Consider the following 22590-nt stretch of genomic DNA (forward strand, 5'->3'; position numbering starts at 1 on the left):
TTGCCACTGCTGCCGGACCGATTTAATTCGGCGGTAAAAACTTACTCAGGCATCCGATTTCTTGGGGCCGCGATCGACCTGTAACAAAGAACCTGACAAAGCGTAACTTAAACGGTAGATTGAAATAAAGGAGGTGCGCGATGATAAAATTCCTGCTGTGGCTGATACTTCTGGTGATATGCTGGCCGCTGGCATTGTTTGCGCTGATAGCCTATCCGCTATTGTGGTTGTTGTCACTGCCGTTCAGATTGATAGGCATTACCGTGGAAAGCCTTCTCGACCTGCTGAAAGCCATACTTACGCTACCGGCACGCGTTCTCAGGGGACCCGGTTACGGTAAATCATAGAAACTGCTGACGTTCCGGATACAGGCGGGGGAGGGGGGCTTATTACGATATGGGAAATCTGAAAGTGAAAGTTGTGCCATTGCCGGGCTCGGAGTCGATCTGCACCTCACCCGAATGATTGTCGATAATTTTGGCACACGTGACCAGGCCGTAACCGTGGCCGTTCTCTTTCGTGGTCATGTGGGCCCTGAAAAGCTTCTGTTTGACTTCAGGTTTTATACCGGCCCCATTATCGGAGATTACCAGAATCGCGCTGCCGGAGTGGAGCATTGTCCGTACCACTATTTCGCCCGAGGTAGCGTTCGTTTCGTTGATGGCATCCGCGGCATTGTTAAGCAAATTCAAAAGCAGTTGCGACATCTGGTCGGCATCCATCTCGAATTCCGGAAGTTTCGAATCCAGATCAGATAACACCCGAGTTCTCTTGAACCGTTTCTGCGCCGCAACGTAGGAGAGAACATCGGAAATAACAATATTGAGGTTTGACTTACGTTTGCGGGTATCGAGTTTGGTGTAGTCCATCAGACCCGATGTATACCTCTCCATTTTATTGACGCTGGTTTTAAGCTTCTCGAGGTTGGCGGTGACCTTTTCTATATCACCTTTGCCGAGAGAAATCTGGGTTACCTCGACGCCGCCGAGAATGAGTCCGAGGAAATTGTTCAATTCATGGGATATCGATGACGCCATGACGCCCTGGTCGGCGAATTTCTGCAGTTCGAACAGACGGTGTTCGCTTTGCTTTTGACCGGTAACATCGTCGAGCGTAATAATCAGATCGGTTTCGAGAACTGAGCTTCCGGTGATACGGCTTATGTGAACGTTGTAAATTCGCTCGCTATCGCCCGAGGCCGCGACCATGTTCTCCAGCAGCCCGCTTTGCGGGTTATTGCGCGACTTGATAAACCGTTTGGCCCAGTTGCCATAAACGGAGTCAGGGAAGACGACTTCGATTGGAAGCATGTGAACCGTTTCGATGTGTATCAGGTTCGGCCGGAATTGCTTCAGGATGTTAAACCCGGTCCGATTGACCTGTTTGAGCAGGTTGTTGTTGTCGAATATGAACACACCCTGTTCGATACTGTTGAGGATGTCTACATACCAGGTGTTCAGTCCGCTTATTTCGGAAAAAAGAAACGAGCTTGCCAAAAAGGGCGTAATGGCGTTGACCAGCGTGGATAATAGCTCGAGATCACTCGATTCGAATGACTTGCCGGTTACTTTGTCGCCCAGCCCGAGTATTCCGATGAGATTATCATTGTGCAGCAGCGGTGCTATAATGCGGGCGTTACACTCGGACAATACGAAGCCCAGCTTGGCCGTCCGAGCGTCCTGCGTCAGGTTGACAATATGAGAGGGCGTCCTGTTTTCGAGAAAATATTTGCTGTGATCGGTGGTCAGTTCCTGCGAAAGAAGGAGCCTGTCGTTGCGGTATCTGCCCGTACCGAAAAACAGTGGAATAGGGCTTTGAGAGCCGGGTTGACGAATCAGGGCGCAGGCGTTCGGGACCGCGAACTGCCCCGAGACTGTCAGAATCAGCAATTCATTCAGCTGGTCGAAATCTGGTTTGTTGGAGAACTGCTTGGCCAGTTTTGAGAGGGCGTCGAGCGCAAGTATCTGCTTGTCGATAGCCAACTGGTCGTCGCTACCGAGAATATCCGCCTTTGCTTCTGATGATGTCACTGCCCGGTGAGCCAATTATTTATCCTCTGGTTTCCACCGCGTGGTCGATATCGTCGCGAATCGTCAGAAAATCCGTCAGGTCCAGCACGCGGAGTATGTGCAGGACGCTTTCTGATACGTTACACAACACAATATCGCCGCCGTTTTCTCTCGATGTTTCCACAGCGCCCAGGATGGAGCCGACTCCGGCAGAGGAAATGAACTGGAGCTGTGACATATCTATCATGATAAAATGATATCCCATCGACTGCGCCCTGGAGATAATATCCACCATGTGGTGAGCGTTGTTGTTGTCCAGAACGCTGCCCGGATTTATGACTATGGTATCGTCACTGAGTACATTTTGAGTGATATTGTGATCCATAGTTAATTCCAGTGTTTCTCCAATGCCAGTATGTTACGTCCATCGGCGCGTTCATAGGTGAGGGCATCGGTCATCCTGCGTATCATGACCAGCCCGTATCCGCGACTTTGCCGGCTGCGGATGGCCTCGCCTGACCGGTAGGGACGATTGTCGCCGAGCGGGTTAAAAGGCTTACCGCTGTCTTCAATAACCATACAAATCTTCTCTGCGCCCGATGTTACCTTGAATTCGATCATCTGATGGGGATCGAGTTCTCCGTGCAGCCGCACATTGGTGAGAGCTTCATAGGCGATAGTGGTCAATTCAACTATCGAAAGTTCGTCAATTGCGGTCTTATCAAGAAACGAGCGAAACTCCCGCACTGTGGCGGCAATATTATCCGTGTCAGCCTTAAGGCTCCTCGTGAATTCGGTAGGGCCGCCTCCGACTTTCAAGCGACCGGTCTGTTTCCCGGGTTTTTGCACCTCGGCTTCGCGGCCCGTGAAAAGGCTGTAAAGGTCGAGGACGTGGAGAATCCTCACGAGGCCGGCGGACATTCGGGTAAACTGAAAGCTCACGCCGGCGAGACAGCACTGTTCCCGGGCTGACCACAGCAGGTTGACGTGGCTGGACGTCACCATCTTGAGATTCGAACAGTCGAACTCAATGGCTTGGGGTCCGGTTGAAAGAAGTTGCTTCAGCCCCCTCTCGAATTCATTTACTGAATCAGCTGAAAGGTTCTCCGGAACTTCAATCCTATTTTTTAGTTCAGCCCTGGCTAACACATGAATTCACTTTCATTTGTGCCTTATGTTTGTTATCGACAAAATCACCGCTCCATTTGAGAGCTATTAATGTTATGTCGTCGGATTGTTCACTTCCGGCCGCAAAAGACTCAATGTCCACGATGGTTTTGGAGACTAAGTCCTTTGGCTGCAACGAATTATATCTTGTCACCGCATGCATGAAGCGTTCCATGCCGAACTCCTCGGAACGATTGTTGCGGGCCTCATTGATGCCGTCGGTGTACTGAATTATCCAGTCGGATTCTGACAGCCTTATTTCGCCGTCTTCAATCCGGGCGCTGAACTGCGCGGCAGATGTCATACCCAGCGGAAATCCTTTGGTCTTTATCAACTTACACTCGCCCTGCACAGAATCATACCAGAGCAGAGGGTTATGACCCGCTGAAGCAAAGGTAAAACAGCCGGTTGCCTGGTCGAGAATTCCGAAAAACATGGTTACGAACATGCCCTTTTTAATGTTCGCGGCAAGTTCGCGGTTGACTTCGGATAGAATCTGCGAGGGGCGTTGGGGGTGTCGGGCGACTTTCTTAATAATGTCGCGGGTCAGAAGCATCACCAGCATTCCCGGCAACGATTTCCCGGATACATCAGCGACCACCACCCCGAGGCGATTATTGTCGAACTCGATGAAGTCGTAATAATCCCCGCCGACTTCACGGGCGCTTCGGTAGACGCCGGCTATCTCAAAGGACTTGCCGGACGGAAAGCCCTCGGGCAAAATACTCTTTTGAATTTCCCGGGCAATTTCAAGCTCACGAGCGATCCTCTCTCTTTCTATCAAATCCTTCTGGGCCTGATTGAGTTTGGCGCCCATGACGCGCATGGTTTCGGCAAGGTAGCCGAATTCGTTCTTGGAATGAAGAGGGATGTCTATCGCGATGTTATCGAATTTGATGTTTTTCAGATTGTCGGTAATGATGCTGATGGGACGGAGTTTCCGATGGAGGACCATCAGCGTGACCGGCAGTCCCATCAGGATCATGACGACCGTTATGGTTACGACGGTGGTAATCGATTCCCTTCTCGCCTCGGTGATGTGTCTGGTCGATGATGCCAGGGCGAGCCCGCCAACTTGCACGCTGTTCTCCCAAATCGGTACGGAGATATAAATCGTATCGCCACGATGGCTGAAACTCTCACCGTCTCCCATGCGCTCATTGTGTTCGCCGTAACCGATATCGTTTATCCGGGTCGAGGCTATGACCTGCCTGAAATCGGTATGGGCGAGGAAAGTCCCGTTCTTATCAGTGATTCCCGCCCAGTAAATTTCGGGGTTATCGGTCGCCAGCTTCTTACAGATATTATTGAGAAGCAGGGCGTCGGGTCCGTTGGCGGAAATGATGAGCTTGCCGGCGGGGCCTGAATAGGAACGCGCCTGCACCACAAGTTTGTCGACGACTTCAGCGTTAATGGTGGAAACGTATTTATCTGTTATAACCCACCCGGTGACCGCCATCAAAATCAGCACGATCGCCGAGATGTACAGAGAGAACTCCAGACGAATGGAACGTCGGTATTGCCTGGCCTGGGGCCACTCTTTAGCGAGGTTGTCGTTACTATCGGTTTTCATAAGAGAGTTCCATGAGTTTTTCGATTTCGCTCTGGGTTCGCTCGATATACTGGCGGATTTCAGCGTCATCGGGGCTGAGCACCGCCGCTCTTTGCCACACGGTGATAGCGTCGCGCAGTTTATCCTGCCCATAGAGTTCAACGCCCATGAACTTGTAGGCCTTGACCAGATAGTCTCTAACTGACTTGTACTCGGGAGCCAGCGTGTAGACCGTTTCCCATTTCTGAATCGCCTGACTGAGATTGCCGCCGGCAAACAGCGACTGGCCGTCCTGGTAATCACGTTCCACGTCACGCCGCTGACGATCGCTTAATGGCTGAGGGCCGGATGTTTGCACCACTCGTGGGAGAGTCTGAGTCTTTGTCATCTGGCGCGTGATACGGTTTCTCATGTCGAGGCACCACTGGTGGTCCGGGAACAGTTTCAAGGCGGCTTCGACACGGGTCAGCGCGACCGACAGGTTGGATCGTTCATAAGCCGTCGTAGCGTCGCGCCGGAGCGCTTCAAATCTCACTTTTTTGTCCGCCAGTCTGACACTGCGGTCGTCCGGGGCCATCTCTACGAGCGGCGCGATATTGGACAACGCCAGGTCAATCTCTCCATAGGCGATCAGAGAGTCTATCAACAGCAATTGCTGCTCTATGACCTGCTCGCGGGAACGAGTCTGTGCGATAGCCGAATCGGCGCGATTCAACAGCGCCAACGCTTCGGGGCTGTCCTCGATCACGGTCAGAGCCTGATTCGCCAGATACTTGGCCGCCAGATAGTCTTCGCTTTCGAACCGGGCCATGGCGGAATCGAGCGACTGCTCGAACAGAATTCTCCGATCGAGTTCATCGGCTCTGGCATGCGTCTCGACGGCGAGGGTATACATATCGGTTGTGTCCACACCATTGCCCTTCATCATGAAAAGCGCCCGGTCGAAATACTCCGCGGCTTGCCGGTAATCGCCGACTGCCAGCAGATCATTGCCCTGCTTGGTTAGATCGGCGATCATTTCCTGATTCTGGGAACTCAGCCGCTCGGTCATCAATTGATTGAATTCTCTTTCTCTCTCCATTGCTTTGATCTGCCGTTTTTCCGCTACGGATTTTCCGAACGAGGTTGTCAGATTGAACATGTGGAGAGTCCCCATATCGCGGTCCACGAGGGCGTAGTCGAAATTGACAAAACTATAGGCCAACCCGACACCGAACGAAAGCCTGTCGTCGCGGTAACCGCCGCGGAGGAACAACATATCGCGCAAATTGTATTCCAGCCCCATGGCAATTGTAGCATCGAGAGCCTCGACCATAGAAAGAGATGATGATAGACTCAGACTGTGATCCCACGCTGCTCCGGGAAGCAGCTTCGTAGCCAGACTGAAATCGAAACTGCGCGGGTAGGTGACACTTTCGTTGGCGAGTTCGATCGACGGTTTTATGAGGTTGCGCCCGACGAGATTGAAAGAGAGTCCCGAGAGACTGCCGTAATCCAGCGCGAACCGGCGGCCGATTGATATATCGAGGCCGGGTGATGAAGTGGCGCTGTAGGTGTCGAGCGAGTGCGTCTCCAGACTCACGGCCACGCCCGCATTGTAGCCCGAAATATTTCTGGCATAGGCAAGGTAAAGGCCCAGACGGTTGTCATCGAACGTGTCCAGAAGAAGATTGGTCTCGTCGCGCCTCTCGATATCGTCGACACCGAGTCGGAATACTCCGAGTCCGAAACCTCCGAAGTCCATTGTCGGCACGACCAGACCAAAGTACTGGTAGGTTACGTCGGAGACAAACAAGCGAGTGTGGAAAGCCGTAAGGGACAGAAATTCGGCCTCGGCCAGTCTGGACGCATTCCAGTACGGCGCAGTGGTGGCGTCGCCGTCGGCAAGAGCTGTCCCTCCGAGAGCCAGGTCACGCGCGCCGGCTCCCAGCGCGAATGGCGACTCGGTGCCGCCATCGCCATCAGCCATGACATTCCCTGCCATCAGCAGAAACATTGTTGTCAGTAACAATCTCTTCATCACCTTACCACCGCAATCTTTCTGGTGAAGCTTTCCTGTCTGCCCGAGGTGTACCTGGCCGTTATGCGGCAGAAGTAGGTTCCGGGCAAGACGTTCAAGTTCTTGTCGTTGGCGCCATCCCAGGTGTCGCTGCGATGCGCTCCGGCCTCGCGATACGAGTTTTCGATCAGCCGCGATACAAGTTCTCCGGTGATCGTGAATAACTCGATATCGACATACGCGTGCTCCGCGAGAACATAGCCAATTGTCGTCACCTCGCCGTCGGCCGGATTGAAGGGGTTGGGGAAGTTGGTGAATGACTCACCAAGATTCACCGAGGTTATCGACAATTCCGTCGACAGAATCGGATAGGAACCGTCGGCCAGCACGGGAGATACCTGTGTAAGCAGGTTGCGATCGATCATATCGCAGAAAGTCGAATCTTCAAACTGAAGCATGTAGTTACCGGTGGCCGCGTTTTCGTTTATGTCGCAGACCAACGACAATGCAAAGGCGTCGCCCCGCTGTATGATCCGGGGACTCTCGAGGCTGATCGCAAATCCACCTTCTGTCATCTCACATGCGCCTGTCAGAGTGTCTCCGTTGACGGCGAGCCTGATTGCGGAGAAAACGTCTGACGCTTCGATATCATATATGCCTTGACGGTTTTTCGTTATCACTTTGCCGGAAAGTCCATGGAGCAGAATGTCTCCCTGCAGCGTTACGCTGGCATAGCCGAGATCCATATCAGCGACAGTAACTGCGCATTGTCCGGGATAGGCGAGGAGCACGGGATGTTCCGTCGAAGCCAGTGATGGTCTGCCAGCCGGCAGGAAAACCCGCGTTGTGGTCGTGAGCAAGGGAAGTTCCTGGGCGCATTCGGGGCTGAGGGTGAATCCGGGCGTCCGGGTTGTGTCGGTAGCATCGCGCAGACAAAGACCGGATTCTCCGGAGAGGTTCAATCTAAAATGATCGACAGGAGTACCGCTCTCGATATCCGCGATCATGACGACGGAGACGGTGTCCCCGGGGCTGATCAGCAGGTCATTGTCGAGATTGAAAACCGTAAAGCCGCCGTCCAGTTCTATAAATGTCTGATATTGTATATCACCGCCATCCACTGCTATTCCAATCTGGTCGAAGAGATCACGCGGGTTCAGGGGGGCGCCGAGACTGTCCAGAACGGTGATTCGTAAATCATCTATAGTGAGCGGCGAGTATTCATCGGTGGCGTCGTAACGGACCGTCACGCCAATCAACTCCACTTCGGCGGCTCCGCCAACGGCTGTCTCGGGCGCCAAAGAGATCAAACAGATTTCCGGCGGCAGGGCCGGGTGTCTCATGCCGGTGTAGCCGGTGTGCATGGGGAAGACATTCGATGCGGCCAGGATCGGGTCCGAAATCGCCGAAACTATTGACCCGGAACTCAGGTCACGAACCTCAAACGCGGTACTGTCGTTGATCCGCAGCCCGAAAAAGTCGTGGGTGGAATAATCTTTCATGTTTGCGCGGATGACGAGCGTATCGTATTCCCCGGCACTGAGGGTAGGAGGGGCGGTGAAGTCCACGGTCAGCAGTGATTGACCGGATTGAAAACTGCTCAGATACCCGATCACGGTCTGCTGACGCAGGATGCTGACACTGGTAATCAGGTCCTCTGCGGCGATTGGCAAATCCGATTCATCCACGAGCTGCATGGTCAAGCTTATTAACTGAACCTGCGAACTGCCGGTCTCACCGGGATGGCGCATGCCAACCTGTAGGATGTTAACATCCTCCTGCCCGTAGTTGACCGTGCCCTCGAGCAGTGTTGAATCCGATACCGCCAGGTACTGTGATGGGTCATCGATTCTGCAGGGAGCCGTCCGCAGTGGGAATGAAATTGACGGATCAAGTGTCACCGCCAGAAGGGTGTTATCGTCAGCCACACTCACCGCGGCGGCATTTTCGATAGATATCACGAAATCAGTAGCCGTTGCATCAATATCAATATCTACCCGCAGAGAGAAAAGACGCTCCTGATCGGGAGCGATCGTAACCGGCTGTGAGAATGTCAGAAGAACCGATGGGTCGGAGGGCACGTCTTCACATACTACGAGGCTGGTGTAATCCGACGCCAAAATTATCCTGGAGAAGGCCGCGCTGGCCGGCTGTGGTTGGTTGTTGCCGTCCAGAACGGTAAGTCTCAGGCTGTCAACTCTTATGGACGCTGTCGTGGGGCTCGAATCCGGATGTGTGTAACGAAGACTCAAGGGAAATACATTCGATTGTCCGCGACTGACGGCTGTTGGAGCCGAGTTAATCATCTCGACAAGCACGTCGACCGGCACCGCCTGTATGGTCACTGTTTCAGTCGTAACAACACCCGACGAATCGCCCTCACTGGTGGAGAATGATCGAATCTGCCATGATGTGACTTCCGGTCCGGCAGGTAAGTAAGGATGTGTGAATTCCATCGATTGTCCGGCGTCGAGCGTGACCGGGCCGACCAACTCGCTGTCGGCCGGGTTGGCCGATGCTACGAACTGGCAATAAACATCGGCGATTGGCGTAGCGCGCAGGTTGGATACCTTTGCTTTGACTTCAATGGTTTGACCTACCGAATACGTGGTATTCAGCGGCTCGGCCGATACCCGCAGAGCCGAAGCCGATACCGTGAAAGTTGCCTCGGCGCTGATAGGGAAATCCAGCGGACCATCGTTATCCGATGAAAACTGACATCCGTTGACAGGGATCCGGGAGCGGAAATAAACGTCCGGCGTCGGCGTCGCTGTTACGTCTGCTGTCACAAACAAAAGCGGCATTGAGGCACTTGTCGGGTGACTCAGGCCATCGACTGTCCACAAGCCATCGTCAAAGTCAAACTGCCCCAACTGAGTGTCAGTATATTGCCACTGGTTATCACCATTAGCGTCGGCCCATAATTCGAGGTCGGTGAAATCCGAAGTGTCGGCGTCGCCCATATTCGTCAGTGTAACGGACTCGAGCACATCTGTCTGATCGCCGTTATAAGCGGGGCGGAACGCCAGGATGGTGATCGAGGTGTCTTCAGGCGACACCGTGGTGCTGGTGAGCCGCAGGCGACTGTATTGAGCCTGCACCGAGCCGTTAATGATTTTATAGCCGCCGCTTAACAGCGGGAGCGTGCCGTTCAAATTTACTTCATCCTCCGAATCGAACACCAGGTCGGATTGCTGTTCCACCGCGACCGCGAGGCTATCGGAGTCTATGGCGCCGAGAGTCGGCAGATCCGCGGCTACAAAGAAATAGGTCAGAGTCTGAGAGGGGAGAGTCAGGTCGAGTCCCGTCAGGCTCAGAGTGCCGTCGGTAAAATACCCCGAAGCGATGGCCGGGTCGCCATCAAGCACCCGATTGAAGTCGTCGTCGAAGTGAAGGGATACGAGCCCCAGTTCATCATCCGCGTAGCCGAGCGTGGAGGCTGTCCTGGAGCGGTTGGTCAGACGGACAGAATGTAAATCGCGCGTGGAACTGTAACCGTTGTACAGAGCGAATGTCAGCACGGCGTTGTCGGCGCTGCCGGGATAAACATAAGACGATGGCGTAGGTATCGACACCGCGGTTATGCGATTCGCCGGGATGACCAGAAACCAGTTCGGGTTCTTGACCGGACCGTCATCCGCTCCATCCGTTCCGGATTCGTACTGAATGCCGCCGGTGGGAATTTCAAAGTCAAGCGTGCCCCCATCGAACTGACTGCTTATGACTCTAACTACCGCAAAAATTCTGGTTGTCCCCGGCGGCAGCCTATGAGAGATTCCCGACAATTTCCAGTAGTATGTTCTGAAAGTGAACTGCCCGAGATAGAGGTCATCCATGGTAAATCCGTTATCGCCGGCATCCGCGAACAACCAGACCTCCATAATATCGTCGGAGTCTTCAAGAGTGCCGGTGTTGCGCACGACGATGCTGTCCAGGCGATCTTCATCGTAGCCGTTGGAGGGAAGGTCCATGTCGAGAACCGCCTTCAGCCCGAGGCCTTCGTAGAGGCTTACACTGGGAAGAGGGTTTACAACGACATTTGAGAGAGGAAAATTATTCACGAGAAACAACTGGTCGTTGCCGACCGGGAACTCGCCGGCCGACTCGGCATGCGGTGTCGTATAAATGTGGGCCGGGTCGACGAGCTCGAAGGCGATCTTGTTGCCGTCTTTGGGGTTGGTCTGGTCCAAAATGGCCGAGGCGCAGAGCTGAATCGAGCCGCCCGCCGGAATCTCCAGTCCGGTTATGTGCAGCAAGGTGAATCCATCGACAACCGTCGCCACCGACAACAGACTGTCATCTTCACCGATCACGCTATATTGGCCATCCTGGTCCAGGTAGAGTTGCACGTTCTCGATCTGGCTGTCCAGTTCGACCTGTGTGGCGCCATCAGGATCATCCCCCGATGATCTCAGCCGGAGGCTGTCTATTATGATATCGGATGGATAATAGTTGGTTAATTCGAAAGCGAGCAACGGTCCGGTTGCGTCGCCCGGAATCAGTTCACGTGGAGGGATAGATATCGAGGCTATCCGCAGCGACATATCTTCCGCCAACACAGTGATTGTGTCGGTGATGTCGAGCGGCCCCAGATTGCTTCGAGCGCGAATGAATCCGTGCCCGACTCTTTTGCCCGTAAATAGTCCCGAACCGCTGATTATTCCAACGTTGTTGAGCACTTCCCAGCTCAAGGTTCCGAGATCATCAACGAAATTACCTTTGGCGTCGGTGCCATCAGCGTAGAATTGCAGGGTCGAATCGATAAAGACTGTCTCCCGCCGCGGCGTGACAGAGAGATACTTGAGGATTCCGGGTACCACCTCCATGTAGTCAGTGGTATCGGCGAGCTTGTTATCAGGCGTGCGAGCGATTACGCGCCCGGTGCATGTCAACTGGGGAGTGAATAAACCGGTCGAGGTTATGCTGCCGCTGGGGAAGCTCTCGGACCAGATAAGGTCGCCGAGGCGAGTTGGATAACCCGCGGAATCAGTGCCTTCGACTTCAAACTGGTACGATGAATCGGCGCTGAGCACCGGGTAGAGCGAAGTGATGGCCATCCGGGTGGGCGTACCCGTTTCGTACGCTCCGATATCCGGCGCGGCGCCGGCATATGGAAGACCGGAGTTGATGCCGGCATCGATTCCCGGAGAAGCGGAAAGCAAATGGAAGTCGTCATTGTCGGCGTCATAGAACATCGGGTCCGCCATAATGCAACCCGATCCGAGAGTTACTTCTCCATACACTGGCTGATCGTATCCATAGAAAAGACAGAAGTCGAGAACGGTGGTTTGAGTAGCCGCGACAGCGAGTGATGAATTGCTGTAGGCATAGAATATGTTATTTTCTATGGTGTGCGGATCGCCGCCCGAGACCAGTATCGATGGCTGGATATTGCGATAGAAGGTGTTATTGATCGCTTCGCCTCCCCCTCCCAGCAATAATCCGTAGTAAAGGTTATCCCGGACCACATTGGCAAAAAAACGATTATCATCGCCATACATATAGGCGCCGTAGAATCCGGCGTTGCTGAAATGACAAAATTCCACGAGATTGCTGTCGCCGGAGCACCGCATGTTCGAACTGGAGGCGTTGGCAACGCTGATCGCGGACCATCGGATATGATTCGCATCCAGGCGAACCGCGGCGTAATGCCCGCTGGCGTCGAGAAACGAAGAATCCCTGACCCCAACGTAGGATATCATGTCATCTGCCATCCCGCTCGAAAGAATTAATACCGAGTCAGCATATACGCCGCTCATAACAGACACTGTGTCTCCGGGATAGAGATCGGGACCGCCGTTACCAATGCTTCTCCAGGCATGCTCGGGACTTAACCCGTCGTTATAGTCATTTCCTTCGGGGCTAACATAGAAGGTCCTGAATTTCTCGATAGCGCCCATTTCAGGCGCTGAACCGGTGAACGGGTAGCCAACGCCCAGGCCGGCGTCAATCTCGGCGGAACCCAGTTTTAGATCAAAGCGTCCGTTGAGCGGATCCACAAAGCCAGGTAGTTCTACAATGCCTCCCGCTGAGTCAACTGCCGAGCTTCCATAATTCTCCTCTACGCTTCCCCAAACGTTGTTGAATCCACACACATTACCGGCTGGGGCCGTAATTCCATCGGTTCCGCTGTATGCGACGATATTATTGAAAATGCGAACGGAGTTTACGGTCGAGGTGATCTCAATGCCGTATCTTCCCGTGTGGTAGACAGTGTTGTTGTAGATGTGAGTGTAGTTGCCAAACCCCTCATTGCGAATGCCGGATTCAGCCGGATAGGAAACGATATTGTAAAGAATCTCATTATGGTCTCCGGTGACCAGTATGCCGTGGTTGCCGACATTTCGGATGTAACACCCCGTTATCGTGCAGTAATCACCATCGAGGTCGATTCCCCGCAGTGGAACATTGCGGATCTCAACGCCTTTCAGCACGATATAGCTGGCGTCAATGTCAAACAGGGTTCCCGGCTGATTTGCCCCGTAGAAAGTTGGCCGCTGAGGTCCAAGCGCCTGATAGACAATGGGCATATCCGAGGTCCCCGACACGGTGATAACTATAGCTGATGTTGGAGCGTAATATCCCGGCAGAATAAATACCGTGTCACCCGGATTTATTTTCCCGAGGCTCTCACCATTGTCTACCGTGGCCCAGGCGGTTTCTATCGACTGACCGTCGGCTGCGTCGCTGCCGGTCGGCGATACATAGTAATTCTCCGCTCGGACTGTTATGGCAATCGCGAAGAATATTATGAAAATACAGAGTCGATTTATCATGTTTTTATAAAGGTAGCTATACCAATTCTCATATATTATCGGCTGAATTGCCCTAATAGTGAGTCCTGGCGACACAAAAATGAGGAGCTTTGGAGGAAATTAAGGCGCTGATTTGTATGCGATTACGGTGTCCGCACAGGTGCCGCCACCGTGGAAATTTATCAGTCTTTGTACTCGAGTAAATAAAAAAGGCGCAGTGTCAATAGCATCTTGACACTGCACCGGTATTCTGCGGTCTGATGTAGATAATTTAACGCTCAGTCGCTGTGCTACTGGACGCGGTCTTCTCAAGCAGGCCGTAATCTATCTGATACGGCGGAGGATCTCCACCGGGACCCATCAAATAATGTTCCATCCATCTGAGAACCCTCGCCCCGGTATCATAGCGGGCGGCCGCCTTCAGCGTACCGTGCCCTTCGTCCTTGTAGAATACAAGTCTGACGGGGGCCTGGTTGAGAGTCTTGAGGTAGCGGTATAGTTCCATAGACTGGCTCGGATGTACTCTGGTGTCATCTTCGCCGTGCATTATCAATATCGGGGTCTTGTGCTTTTGCGCGTGATAGATGGGGCTGCGTTCCATGTACCACTGCCAGTAGTCCCAGGGCCAGCGACGGGCGTGGACAAGATACATCTCATTTGGTATGTCGGTCGTGCCGAATTTGGAGACGAGATCGCTGACGCCGACACCCATGACGGCCGCGGCGAAATGTTCGGAGAGAGCGGTGGCTGCCCAGGCTGTGGCAAAGCCGCCGTAGGATCTGCCCGTAATTCCAACCTTGCTTGAGTCGATAAGTCCCGTTGCAACGAGATAATCTACGGCATCGACCAGGTCGTTGAATTCACCTCCAGCATAATCTGCCTGTCCCATTTTTGAGAACTCCACGCCACGGCCGGTGCTCCCTCGGTAATTCGGGTGAAACACGGCGAAGCCGCGAGCGGCGAAAACCTGAGCCGGCGACGCATACCACGTCAGCCACTCGTCGCGGTCATTGGCTTCCGGGCCGCCGTGCACGGAAAGAATAAGCGGATATTTATTCCCTGGCTGTTCGTTCAGGGGGTGTATCAGAATTCCCTGAAGTTGAAGTCCGTCGCGGGCGGTAAATTCGACAACTTCCTGTCTTGCGAACGCCACCTCCGAGAGCCACGGATTACTGTCGGTCAAACGAATCGGTTCTTTCTGCTTGAGCGTAAAATGGAATAATTCCCACGGATGATTGTAGGCGCTTCCAACTACCGCCACTGTTCTGCGATCTGCCGAGAGTATCATGTCGGTAAAAGCTGTTGAACCCGGCGGTATAATTTCCTTTCGCTCGAGCGTGGCTACATCGACCATTCCGATTTTAGTGTGCACACCCTCGTCCGATCGATACAGTATCGTCTTCTGATCGAGCCAGGCGATATCACGAACGTGACCGTCGAAATTCGTAATAACGGGTTTCAAATCATCGTTGTCGACTGAAGCCACCAGCAATTCGCCTTCGTCCGGATCATTGATATCGGCGCCGGAGATAATAGCCAGCCTGGTTGCATCGGGACTCCATGCTATCTTGCCCAGCTTACCAGGGTTGTTGAGTCGGCGTGAAATAGTACCTTCTGCGACATCGACAAAACACACCTCTCGCGCCATATACTCATCGTCAATCAGCGGTGTCGGTGCGAGGGCCAGGGCCAGATACTTGCCGTCGGGACTCCACCGGATGTTTGAGGCGCTGCCGGGCAGGTCCAGCCTTCGCGGCGCCGCCGAGTCTGAAACGTCCGTTATCCAGACGGCTGCATCGCGCCCATCCTCTTCGTAGACTTCCTGATTGAAGCCTTTCTTTTCCAACGCCAGGGTCGTCGTCGGGAGGGTATCCTCAGCCAGAAATGCCAGCCGGTGGCTGTCGGGAGCCCAGGAGTACTCATCGATATCGGTACGGTTTTGACTGATTTTTACCGATTCGCCGCCATCCACTGCGATGAGGTAAAGCACGGAAACAGTATCATCGCCGCGCTCGGCCAGATAAGATATCGATTTGCCGTCCGGGGTGAAGGCGATGTGGCTGATCCTGACCTTCCCGGTCACAAACGGGCGGGAACCGCCGTTTGTGCTCACGACATGCAGCTCTTTCCATGCGGAGCCATTCTTTTCTTCGAACGGATTGCGCTGCACCGTCAATGTGTATGCGAACATCTCTCCGTCAGGGGACACCGCGATCTCGTCGACATACCTGAGCGCCGCCAGTTGTTCAAGAGTAAGGCCGTCGGCGACTGCCGGACTCACCGTGAAGAAGACGCCGGTCATCACAATGACAGCCGTTGCCAGTGCCGCCGCGGTTGAGGCACCTGAGACATTATTTCGTTTGATCATATTTACGCCTCTCAAAAACGGTATTAAATAGATTGTGTACGATCCAACAGCCCCTCATTTTCGTGGTACGGCAATCATCCGGTTCTCGTTCTCCGAACCAGCATGTATCCAAGCGCCGCGAATGCTGTCAGGGAGACAATTTCACCCCATACCCCGGGCCAGGGTATGGCAAAACCTTTTGGCGCTCCGTAGTAAAAAACATACAGGGCAACCCCAACGCTCAGAAGCCCCTCGCCGCCAATCAAACCGGAACTGAAGAGAATGCCATTCTCACGGCGTCGGTCGAGCTCGGCCGGGTCAGATTGATGTTTTTTCTCGATAAAGTGCCTGATACATCCGCCAACGAATATTGGAGTCATTGTGGTGACCGGGAGGTACAGTCCCACCGCGAAGGGAAGTGAAGGCAGGGAGCATAATTCGATAATTGCTCCCAGCAGGACACCGATCAGGACGAGTCCCCAGGGGACCCCCGACTGCAAGACCCCCTCGATGATCGTTTTCATGAGAGTGGCTTGAGGGGCGGGAAGCTCCGGCGAACCGAACTTGTAGGCGCCATTCAAAATTATGATCGATGCCGCTACCGCCAGTGCCGAAGAAGAAGCTCCAATCAACTCGGCGATCTGTTGTTTGTACGGCGTGGCTCCCAGCAAGAATCCGGTTTTCAAATCCTGCGAAGTATCTCCGGCGATTGAAGCGGCCACACAGACAACAGTCCCGACTGTCAGGGCCGTAACCTTACCGATTGTGTCGGTCCATCCAAGATAAACGAAAATCATGCTGACAATCAGTAGGGTAACAATGGTCATGCCGGAGGTCGGATTGCTCGACACGCCAACCAGCCCTACGATTCGTGATGATACCGTGACGAACAGAAACGCGAACAGGGCGATCGCCGGCGCCGCCACAAGTCTTATGTCGATTGTGACTGCGTCACCGAGAACATTGGGAATCAACACCAGAGCAGCCGTGACGAGCAATACCCCGCCGACGACATATTTCAGCGAGAGATCGCGGTCGGTTCTGTCGGATTTGTCGGAATTATCGTTACCGGAAGCAGCTTTTCGACCGGCGATACGCGTCTTCATCTCGTCAACGCCGATCTTAAATGAACGCACCATGGTGGGAGCGGATTTGATGATGGTGATGATACCTCCAAACGCAACCGCGCCTGCCCCGACATAACGAATGTATCGATCCCAGATTTCCGAAGGGCTCATGTCGCCGATCAGCGCCGTCGTTTCAGGGAAAAGGGGCACCGACAGATGCTCGCCCACGTGCGCCATCAATGGAATCAGCACCGCCCACGATATGAGACTTCCAGCCACCATGATAGAGGCCACCCGGTAGCCAAGAATATATCCCACGGCAAGCAGAGCGGGGGTGGTGGTGATGCCGATCTGCGCTTTCTTAACAAGAGGCAGATAGAAATAGACCTTGTCTTTCCATAGATAAAGAACCGCCATAAGAAGTTTATAAATGACCCCGATGCCCAGCCCCCAGAACACGTTTGCCGCTCCCGCGCCGCCCTTGTCGGCGGCCACCAGAACCTTTGCGCAGGCGGTGCCTTCGGGAAAAGGTAAGGTGCCGTGCTCTTGCTTGATCAGCAGCCGTCTCAGCGGAATCATAAACAGCACGCCCAGTAATCCGCCGAGGGCCGCCAGACCGGCAATCTGGAATATGCTCGGGTTCAATCCCCAGAGAAACAGAGCCGGTATGGTGAAAATCACCCCCGAGGCGAGCGAAGAGCTGGCTGAACCGGCGGTCTGGGATATGTTGCTTTCCAGTACCGATGCCCTGCCGAAAAACCTCCGGGTAAGTCTGAAGAAACCAACCGTCATGACCGCCACCGGTATGGAAGTCGAGACCGTTATACCGGCCAGCAATCCGAGATAGGCGTTCGCGGCTCCGAACAGTATTCCGAAAATCGACCCGACTACAATCGATTTTATGGTGAACTCGGCGATATTCTCGGAGGGAGCAATGTGCGGCTGGAAGTCATCCGAGGAATCTTTGCCTGCTTTCCGGGAAACTTGAGTGCGGTCTTCGGTTGCCATGATTAAGCGAAGTCGTGGTCTGTCCTATGGGTAATAATAAATTTATCCGAACATACCGGTTATGTGCCGAACGTTCAAGTGTTTTCTGCGCCATTCCCGACAATTTGTCGCCGGCCATACAGCATAACCTATTGCTATTATGTTCGTTAGCTTTTTGTGTCCCGACGAGCGTTGACCGGTGGAATATGCCATACCAAAAGGGTTTTATTTGTTGACTTTGTAATCCGTTATCAGCATATTTTATATATCAAGAGTTAGCGATAATGCACAGGATGTCGCCGTCTCTGTTGGATTTTATCAGTGACCGGTTCGGTCTCAGAGTACTTGTCTTTTTGACCAAGCGTCGGAACATATCTGGCTTTGCAGCACTTTATGATGGACAATGTTAACATGGTCGGTCGTCTCTCAAAACCGCAGGGTTAACATCACCCGGATTGGCCGGGCGCGGTAGGGGTGGCCAGGAGAAAAGCACCGGAGTTTCTTTGAGGGACTTCGGATACAACCAGGACGAATCACAACAGCGGGCCGTTTCCTATGAGTGAGCCAAAGAAGCTGAAGCTGCTGAAGAAAACCGCCAGCACCAGCAGTCAGCGAAGTCGGTTCAATCGGTTGCGTGGCGCCGAACGAACGCGACGAATAATCGACAGCATCACCGATCCAGTCTTAGTTACCGACAACACCTATTCCACTGTAGAATGTCTCAATGAGGCGGGGGAGCGACTTTTTGGATTTTCCTCCGCGGATGTTACCGAAAAAGCGGTTGATTGCCTGCTCCGCACGGCGTCATCCGTTATTCCTGACTCGATGGGTCCATCCGGCAGTTGCGGTGGTAATAGTTCGTCGATAGCGGTCAGAGGGCGCACCAGAGATCGTTCTGACTTTTCCGCCCAGGCGTATTTTGGACAAATTGAAGCCGGCGAGCAGAAGCTGTGTGTGATTACGCTCCTGAGAGAAAGTGTAGCGTTCTTGGCTGAGAAAGGGGAGGGTAGCGTTTTGACTAAGCCTGTGCAGGAATCCGGTTCGTCTGTCCCCGAGGCCAGCGGTTTTGCTCAAAGGACTGCTGATCTTACGACTGACCGCCGACGATTCTCAGAATATGAGGATGGTTTCAGAGAACTTGCGGCGGTTTCTCCTGACGCCATTTGCGTACATGCCGATGGTAAGATCCTATTTGCCAATGCAGCGGCGGTACGCTTATTCGGCGCGGCCGGGGAGAATGACCTGGTGGGCAAACCGGTTTTAGACTTCATACATCCCGTATATCACCGGCTGGTCGAAGGCCGACTTGCACAACTCAATCGGGATAAAAAACCGACCTCCTTTGTTGAGCAAAGAATTGTCCGGCTTGACGGTGAAACCGTAGATATCGAGGCGGCGGCTGCCGCTATGGTTTACAACGGGCAACCTGCTGTTCAGGTTGTGGCGCGTGACATCACGCAGCGCAAGAAATCCGAACGGGCTCTGAGGGCCTCACAGGATCTCTACAGGTCGACCATTGATTCCATGGCTGACATGATACATGTGGTGGACCGTTCGCTGAAGATCACGTTAATAAACAAGACCTTTTCTCAGTGGTGCAAGCGATTCAGGCTCGCCGAAGATGCTGTCGGGAAATCCATCTTTGAACTGTTCACGTTTCTTGGTGAAGATGTGCGCTCGCAATATGAGACAGTCTTCGCAACCGGAAAGACTCTCGTTACTGAAGAAACGAACGCCCTTTATGGCGAGTTTGTAACCACCGAAACTCGCAAGATACCCATTATCGAGGATAATCAAATAACCAGGGTCGTCACCATCGTGCGGGATGTAACCGACCGCACGCGTGCCGAGGCTGCCCTGCGCGAGAGCGAGCAGCGTTTTCGTACGATAGCTGACTTTACTTATGACTGGGAATACTGGCTGGGGGCGGATGGTCAGTTGATGTATATCTCGCCTTCATGTGAAGCAACCACCGGATACAAGCCTGATGACTTCCGCCGGGACCCGGATTTGCTTGCGAAGATAGTGCACCCCGATGATCGCGCTATTCGCGGCCGACATTTACTCGCCGATACGACTGACGGTAAAGCAACCTCAGTGGACTTTCGAATCATAACCAAAGACGGCGCCGAACGGTGGATAAACCATGTGTGCCAGGCGGTTTTCTCGTCCGAGGGTGAGTATCTTGGTCGTCGTGCCAGTAACCGCGACATAACCGACCGCAAATTGGCCGAGCAAGCCCTTCGTCGCGAAAGAGACCGGGCACAACGGTATCTCGATGTTGCCGGAACCGTCCTGCTCGCCATCGACAAAAACCAGAAAGTTATTCTAATCAACAAAAAGGGAAGCCAGATTCTTGGCTATGATGAAACCGAAATTCTCGGCGCAAACTGGTTCGACCGCTTTATACCTTTTCAATGGCGCGAGTCTACCCGGATTGCATTCTGCGGCTTGATGGATAAAGGCAGCACTAACGGGCATGATTACCGGGAAACACCTGTGCTCGTGCGGAATGGCGATGAGCGCATTATAGCCTGGCATGACACCGTTCTGTATGACGAGTCGGGTAACCCCAGAGGCACTCTCAGTTCCGGTTCGGATATTACCGACCGTCGCCACATGGAGCAGGTGCAGGCGGCCCTCTTCGCAATTTCCGAAGCCACCCTCAACTCGCAAAGTCTGGAGGAGCTTCTCAGCATTATTCATCAGATTCTCGGAGGACTGATAGACACGACCAACTTTTATGTGGCTCTATATGATGGCGAACATGACCAGTACACTTTCCCTTACCTGGTGGACCAGTATCACTCTCGGGCCGATCTCCATCCGGAGCAACTCAAGAAGACACTTACCGATTATGTCCGCCGCACGGGGCGCCCCCTTCTGGCGGACGAGAATACCGACCGAGAGTTGCGAGCGAGGGGGGAGGTTGACGTGGTCGGTCAGCCTTCGCAGATATGGCTCGGCGTGCCTCTGGTAACGCAGCGAGGCACTATCGGTGTGGTAGCGGTCCAGAGCTATGCCGATCCCACTCTCTACAAAGAGAGCGATATGGATCTGATGACCTTCGTTTCCAGGCACATCACTATCGCCATTGAACGCAAGCTTTCTGAAGAGGCTTTGCGCGAGAGCGAGGAACACCACCGCAGTCTGCTGGAAACGATGAACGAGGGTCTGATGATACGCGATAATGACAATAATATCACATTTGCCAACAACAAGATGTGCGAGATGCTCGGTTATTCGCGCGATGAGATTATCGGGCGAGGGCTATCCGTCTTTCTTGACCGGGAGAACAGGCTCATTATGGAAGAGCAGCTTCAACAGCGGCAGTTGGGCGGTCGTCAACCATATGAGCTCGAATTCACAAGGCGCGATGGGAGAAAGGTCACGACTATTGTTTCACCCGAACTGGTAAAAGACGCCGTTGGAAACATTGTCGGTTCGTTTGCCGTCATCACCAATATTACGGAACATAAGCGCACCGAGGAAAAACTAAGACAGGCCACGGATCTGCTCAGGACAGAACGCGAAGCCCTCACCCAGAAAAATATCGCTCTTAAGGAGATTCTCGATCATCTGGAAACCGAGCGAAAGGACTACAAGCAAACCATCTGTAGCGATGTCGAAAGAGCCATCAGCCCGATCTTGACCAGAGCAAAAATACTGCTGGGAATCGAGAGGGCGGCTGACATCGAGGCCCTCGAAAGCCAGTTGACAGCCATCCTGGCCAAAGATATCGATGATTTCCGTAACCGCTATTCCACCCTCACCCCCCGCGAGTTTGAAATCTGCGACATGATCAGGTCGAATCACTCATCGAAGGAAATATCCGAAAGACTGAATCTCTCGCTTCTGACAGTGCACAAGCACCGTGAGCAGATTCGTCGTAAGCTGGGCATAACCAGTAAAGGGATTAACCTGAGTACTTATCTGCAGTCGCACTAATCTCCGCCTCATACGCAATAAATACGTAGTTTCCCCGCATTGACGGATAAGATTTATCCTGTATGTTGGGGTTGTGGAAGTTATGATGTCAACCGTTGCCAAGGTGCTGAGTCACTGCTCAGGATGACAGGCTGGCTGACGACATGGAAGTAGTCTGGTAAGCAGCGAGGCTCAGCCTCGGATCTGTGCCTCGCTTAAAAATCTGACCGGCCGTTATCCGGTCGCGATAACACACAGGGGGTACTCGGGAGCACAACGAAGAAATTCAGCCTGCTTTGTGTGGATATTACCGGGCACCACACAAAATGATGCACCGGTAGGATGTGCGGAACGAAAGTGAGTCTGCTTCTGGATGGACACCGCGCATCATCATCGCAGCCCTTAAAGCAAGTCTCTGTCAGATCCTGTCCGGTGCCCAAAAATTTTTCTACTCCCGGCTACACATGCCTCCCCTCTATGCGGCGCAGGTGTAACAATCACCACCTGCGCCGCTTCTTTTTCTGCAGGACAACACCCTCGAACGTTTCAAGCCGATATTTACGAGACTATAGATGACAAATCAAGTCCATGTAGCCCCATATTGGCCGTAACGCGTTGCGCGGTGAAATATTATGAGATTCGAGTTGTCAAAAAAGCGTTTGGTCAAATCTTTTGGGCGAAATAGTCGCGGTTTTTTCCCTGCGCAACCCGCACATAAACAATCGATTCCAAATAGACGCAAATATACCGGCCGGTCAAATTGACGTCACAGTACATAGT

General features: G+C 53.3%; 10 protein-coding genes. 2 read left to right on the forward strand and 8 right to left on the reverse strand.

Annotated features, from left to right (window positions below):
• The first annotated feature begins 140 nt into the window (after window positions 1–140).
• On the forward strand, window positions 141–347 hold the full coding sequence (locus AB1483_11915) for a hypothetical protein (GenBank protein ID MEW6413155.1): 207 nt from the start codon (window positions 141–143) through the stop codon (window positions 345–347).
• 42 nt (window positions 348–389) lie between these two features.
• Here AB1483_11915 and AB1483_11920 read toward each other — a convergent pair whose 3' ends face one another.
• From AB1483_11920 to AB1483_11955, 8 genes are all read right to left on the reverse strand, one after another.
• Entirely contained in the window at window positions 390–2045 is a 1656-nt protein-coding gene (locus AB1483_11920) for an ATP-binding protein (GenBank protein ID MEW6413156.1), read from the reverse strand.
• Between the two features lie 4 nt (window positions 2046–2049).
• The gene (locus AB1483_11925; GenBank protein MEW6413157.1) at window positions 2050–2394 is read right to left on the reverse strand and encodes an STAS domain-containing protein; all 345 of its coding nucleotides are present in this window, start codon (window positions 2392–2394) and stop codon (window positions 2050–2052) included.
• 2 nt (window positions 2395–2396) lie between these two features.
• Complete coding sequence (locus tag AB1483_11930; protein MEW6413158.1) at window positions 2397–3158, reverse strand: ATP-binding protein; 762 nt, start codon at window positions 3156–3158, stop codon at window positions 2397–2399.
• On the reverse strand, window positions 3142–4749 hold the full coding sequence (locus tag AB1483_11935) for a PP2C family protein-serine/threonine phosphatase (GenBank protein ID MEW6413159.1): 1608 nt from the start codon (window positions 4747–4749) through the stop codon (window positions 3142–3144). The genes AB1483_11930 and AB1483_11935 overlap by 17 nt, the downstream gene beginning before the upstream one ends.
• The gene (locus AB1483_11940) at window positions 4736–6748 is read right to left on the reverse strand and encodes a tetratricopeptide repeat protein (GenBank protein MEW6413160.1); all 2013 of its coding nucleotides are present in this window, start codon (window positions 6746–6748) and stop codon (window positions 4736–4738) included. The genes AB1483_11935 and AB1483_11940 overlap by 14 nt, the downstream gene beginning before the upstream one ends.
• A complete protein-coding gene (locus AB1483_11945; protein ID MEW6413161.1) occupies window positions 6748–13503 on the reverse strand; it encodes a right-handed parallel beta-helix repeat-containing protein in 6756 nt (2251 codons plus the stop codon). Before AB1483_11945 ends, AB1483_11940 begins: the two co-directional genes overlap by 1 nt.
• A gap of 250 nt (window positions 13504–13753) precedes the next feature.
• A complete protein-coding gene (locus AB1483_11950) occupies window positions 13754–15850 on the reverse strand; it encodes a S9 family peptidase (GenBank protein ID MEW6413162.1) in 2097 nt (698 codons plus the stop codon).
• Window positions 15851–15924: 74 nt separating this feature from the next.
• Window positions 15925–17904: an oligopeptide transporter, OPT family gene (locus AB1483_11955; GenBank protein MEW6413163.1), complete on the reverse strand. Its 1980-nt coding sequence runs from the start codon at window positions 17902–17904 to the stop codon at window positions 15925–15927.
• Between the two features lie 534 nt (window positions 17905–18438).
• Between AB1483_11955 and AB1483_11960 the strand changes: the two genes are divergently transcribed.
• Window positions 18439–21831 (forward strand): PAS domain S-box protein, encoded by a 3393-nt coding sequence (locus tag AB1483_11960; protein MEW6413164.1) that lies wholly within the window; start codon window positions 18439–18441, stop codon window positions 21829–21831.
• Window positions 21832–22590 lie beyond the last annotated feature (759 nt).

Source organism: Candidatus Zixiibacteriota bacterium (assembly GCA_040756055.1).
Lineage (GTDB): Bacteria > Zixibacteria > MSB-5A5 > GN15 > FEB-12.